Origin of the sequence: Flavobacterium macacae (assembly GCF_003865365.1) — a bacterium.
Taxonomy (GTDB): Bacteria; Bacteroidota; Bacteroidia; order Flavobacteriales; family Flavobacteriaceae; genus Flavobacterium; species Flavobacterium macacae.
The window spans coordinates 1-4,276 of the sequence record NZ_RQVR01000037.1 but is presented as its reverse complement, the minus strand read 5'-3'; the positions used below and the strand labels follow the sequence as shown (position 1 = coordinate 4,276).

The window sequence follows — 4,276 nt, the reverse complement described above, 5'->3', positions numbered from 1 at the left end:
TTTAGGAGTGCGATTTTAAGAAAATTGAATGAAAAATTAGGGGTTTTTAGACAGTTTGACGTTTGACGGCTTGTGGCAGTTGCGTAAATTTAGCACTTAATTTCACAAGTACAAAACTCCTAATGAATTTTCGGAGAAAATTCAAACAAAGACCAAGCCAAGCACTTGCAACAAACCGTTGTTAGCAAATGTTTAATTTCTTTCTATTGATAAATTAAAATTAACAGTAGCAATTTCAATTAATTTTTCTGACCAATATATTTCCCCTTTATAATTATATATATGTTTTTCAACTATTAAACCATCAGGCATGTTTTTATTAATTCGCCATATATTTAAACTTGTTGGATTTGTTAATAATGGTTTCATTTTCTTACTAGTATCAATAATATATATTTCTTTACCAATTTTTTTTCTTTTAGCTTTTTTTACATCTTTAAATTCGAATATAACTTTTGCATAATTTTTGCCTGAAACTAAAGTGTCTTTACAGTTTTTAATTTCATAATTTTTAGCTTTATATTCATAAATATTACTAAAATTCCTTGTTAGGCTATCTGGAAATCGTAATGTTCCAGGATTTTTTACATCATCGGTAATATTTGCATGACAAGTTAGAATATCTTGGTCACGAAAGTATAGTTGCTGGGTGTTATTAGTTTTTTCTCTTATATCAGCATAAAAATTATTCTTTTCACTATTAATATAATAATTCACAAGTTGAATTGAATCCTTTTCACTATTTCGGCATTCGTATTTTAACCTGTAGTCAAAACTATAATCAAGATTATAATTAAGATTTACTTGAAAAAAGAGAAAAAGTGTAATTGTAAGTGTAGTTTTCATAAATATTTGCTAACGTTTTGCCGCTTTGCGAAGGCGGGGATTTTTAGCACTAAACTTCATTAGATGCACAAAGCTTGGATTTAGCACTTCACTGTCATAGAAGCACGAAACCCCCGCTTTTGCAAAACGGCTGTTATAAGCATTATTTTTTTCGATCTTGTATTTCAATTTTGAATTTACCATCTCCAACAGGAACCAAAACATTTAGCTTATCTGGCAAGCTTCGTTCATAATATTTTTTTAAATTTTTCTCGTAGAAGACTCTTAATTCTTGGACTAGTTCAAAATACTTGTAAAAAACTAAACTGTAATCACTTAGTGTATCTTTTTCACAATTATCAGAATTAAATGCATAATCTTCTCTGAGATATAATGATGATTGCATTTTTAGTAAAATGACTCTTAAATCGTCATCGACATGTTTCCCCGAAGCAAATATTTTTTCAATCATCTTAAGTGTACTATCTCTTCTGTTTTGAAATAAATATATCCAAGGCTTGTCTTTATAGAACATTGGTGCATTTTGCTTTGGGTCAACTTTTTGAAGCAACTCTTTAAACTCAGATTGAGTGGGAAAATCACGTAGTGAGCTGTTTATAGGTTGGTTTTTTAAAGCATTGATTATTGATTGATTGTTGACTATAATACTTATCACATTACTTGCAATCAATGGGAAAATTGCCTTTTGCTCTTGCTTTTCCTTTAGATAAACATTTAGAAAATAGAAAATATAACTCGCCAAATAGGAGATTGACAACGTGTAAATTAGCATCTCAAATTTAGCTCCCTTCCCATCGATAAGCTGTGGAATTTTTAATGAGGTGAAGTCAATAATTATCACTATTGCTAAACAGAAGGCTGCTATTATTGATAATCCTTTAATTTTCATGTTGGCCAGTTAATATTGTTACAATAATGATCTTTCAAATAGTAATTCAGGCATTCCTACTGGATAACGACAATTGAAATAATGAACGTATTCAGGATAATCGTCTATTTTATCTTTGATGAATTCAAACACTTCAAGTTTGTAAATGTCATACATTTCCTGATCTGAAAGCCTTATTGAATCTTTTCCGAGTCCTTGGTAATTTGCTTTTGGTTCATAAACCTCACTTAACAACCATGTATCGTGAACATGATGGAAATCGTCATGACCAGTCAGATATATTTCAAACTCGTCATGGGTTCTTTGAATATGAAAATTTAAGGCAAGGACATTTTTTGGAATAGCACTATCCTGAAAAACATCATTTAACCACTTCTTAATAATATTTCTTATTTCAATTGTCGATTGCATACATGTTATTCGGGTTCTACTTCAGTTGCTTATAACGTTTGGGGGCTTTGCGTTCGGGCGGGTTTCGGAGCACAAAGCTTTAATTTATTACTAAAGTTCATTAGAAGTACTAAGCTTCAAGTTTGCACATCAGCCCGCCTGACGCAAAACCCGTGTTATGGGCTGCCGTTCTATTCTCCATCATCAGTTTCAAGTTTGTTTCTTGTCCATTGTCCGCCAATAAAATCTCTTTCGGCTTCTTCTCCATATTCAAGATCAAACATTTGATTTAATGTATTGTCCCGCTTAATTAGTTCCTCTAACGCAACAATTCTAATGTCTTCCGGTAATTGGTCGTCAGTCAAAAATTGCCAGTCTCCATCAATATCGTGAACCACTCGTAAAATTGGTTTCTTTTCATCAAGCCATTGTCGAGTTGTGAATGTTGTCAAGTTTTTGGGTTCGTAAAATTTGAAGTCTGCATTTCTGTCAAGAAGTGGTTGCTTGTATAAAAACTTTTCTTCAAAATTATCTTCCCACGGAAGTTTGTCATTGCGGTCTGTCCAAACAACTTGCAAAGCGTCAAAATTTTTGTCTCCATAGTAATTCAATGCTGCACCAAAATAATCAGCTATGTTTCTTTTGTCAACGTTTATAAATGAAGCTCTGCTGTCCTTGAATATTTCAGTAGAAATTATCCCTGTTTCAAACCTCTCTCCACTTTTAATGATTTCTGCAATGTCGTTAATGATTGCGTGTCCAAGGTCATTAGAAAGTCCGAAACATATAATTTCTGGGTGATTGTATGTCTGTGTCAAACCAATACTGTAAGCAAATGAAGGGCAATAACTTGTCGAGCTAACCATAATAACTTGAAGTCCAAATTTGTCAATATTGAATTTAGTGTTATTTAATAAGTCGTCTTTGTCTATGCAATTATGTTCGTTATTTTTTGTCATTGGTTTCATTTGTTACGTGACGTCCTACGGTTGCCTATAACGTTTTGGGGCTTTGCGTTCGGGCGGGAAATCGAAGCACAAAAGCTTGTATTATTACTAATGTTTAATTGAAAAACTGCTGTTGAATTTTGCACTTCAGCCCGCCTGACGCAAAACCCGTGTTAGCAACAGTACTACTTGACTGAATTCGCATATTCAACAAGCTTCTTGTTTGATTTCTCAAAAATTTCGTTTGTAGTATCAAGTCTGAATTTCTGGTTTAGTATATTAAGAAGGGCATTCACAGATATATTTATTTGTTGGAGAATAAATGTTGCAAGTTTCTTTTGATGTTCCCCAAAATATTCTGCTGCTTCAGAAGAGTTCTTAAATGAAGTCATATCTTTCTGCTGCATACCTAAATATATTCTTGCTCCGTAATAGCTGTTATGAATAATTTCAGAGACGTCTCTGTAAATTGAGAAAAAAGCAAAGGATAAAAGTCCATTGACGTAAGTCCCATAAGTTTTGCCAATAATTTCCAATTTGGCTTTAGTATTTTCTGGAGTCCACTCCATTACTTCCTTTCCTTTTTTTGTCGTAAACTCTGATAATGCATCTTTCATTTCTTTCGGGGCTGCCTTTTCAAATTCAGAAATGAATTCTGAAAAACCACTTTTGATTATAAAATCGTTTATGTCTATGCCCCGAAATAAATCTCTATATCCTTTTTGATATGCATATTTTTTTGATGCAATCACAGCCTTATCTCCCTCGGAGCATATGAAACCTACATTGATAACTGATTCTAAAAATGGTCTTGAAAGTATAATCAAATCTCTATGATGATTATTCTCTGCAAGTAATAATATACTCCTTAATGTCGTTTCGTTCAAAACCAAAACAGGTCCGATTACTGAACTAAGTTCAGAAAAACCTATTGTAGAAGCTGAAATTGCGTGAACAGCTTCATTCAATAAGTCAGTTTGTACTTTCAAGTTCTCTATTTCTACTTCTATCTTCACTTTGGTATTGTTGCTAACGTTCCCGCGCTATAGGCAGTTTGGGACTAAATTAAGCTCTATTTTCGGATTTGCCAAATCTTCCAAATACAAAACCAATTTCAAATTAAGCCTAATACCCAAATTGCTTGTAGCGTGTGTTGAACTAAACCTTCGGTAGCACTTACCGATATTTTGTACCTTACGAATAT

5 protein-coding genes are annotated in these 4,276 nt (G+C 32.8%); all 5 read right to left on the bottom strand.

The features are described from left to right. Window positions 1–192 precede the first annotated feature (192 nt). Entirely contained in the window at window positions 193–846 is a 654-nt protein-coding gene (locus tag EG849_RS15330; RefSeq protein ID WP_125014295.1) for a hypothetical protein, read from the bottom strand. 142 nt (window positions 847–988) lie between these two features. Continuing rightward, on the bottom strand, window positions 989–1,735 hold the full coding sequence (locus tag EG849_RS15325; RefSeq protein ID WP_125014293.1) for a hypothetical protein: 747 nt from the start codon (window positions 1,733–1,735) through the stop codon (window positions 989–991). Between the two features lie 18 nt (window positions 1,736–1,753). After that, window positions 1,754–2,146, bottom strand: coding sequence for a hypothetical protein (locus EG849_RS15320; RefSeq protein WP_125014291.1), 393 nt, complete (start codon window positions 2,144–2,146; stop codon window positions 1,754–1,756). A 170-nt stretch (window positions 2,147–2,316) separates the two neighbouring features. Continuing rightward, window positions 2,317–3,084 (bottom strand): DUF4262 domain-containing protein, encoded by a 768-nt coding sequence (locus EG849_RS15315; RefSeq protein WP_125014289.1) that lies wholly within the window; start codon window positions 3,082–3,084, stop codon window positions 2,317–2,319. Window positions 3,085–3,257: 173 nt separating this feature from the next. Next, window positions 3,258–4,088 (bottom strand): DUF5677 domain-containing protein, encoded by an 831-nt coding sequence (locus EG849_RS15310; protein ID WP_125014287.1) that lies wholly within the window; start codon window positions 4,086–4,088, stop codon window positions 3,258–3,260. Window positions 4,089–4,276 lie beyond the last annotated feature (188 nt).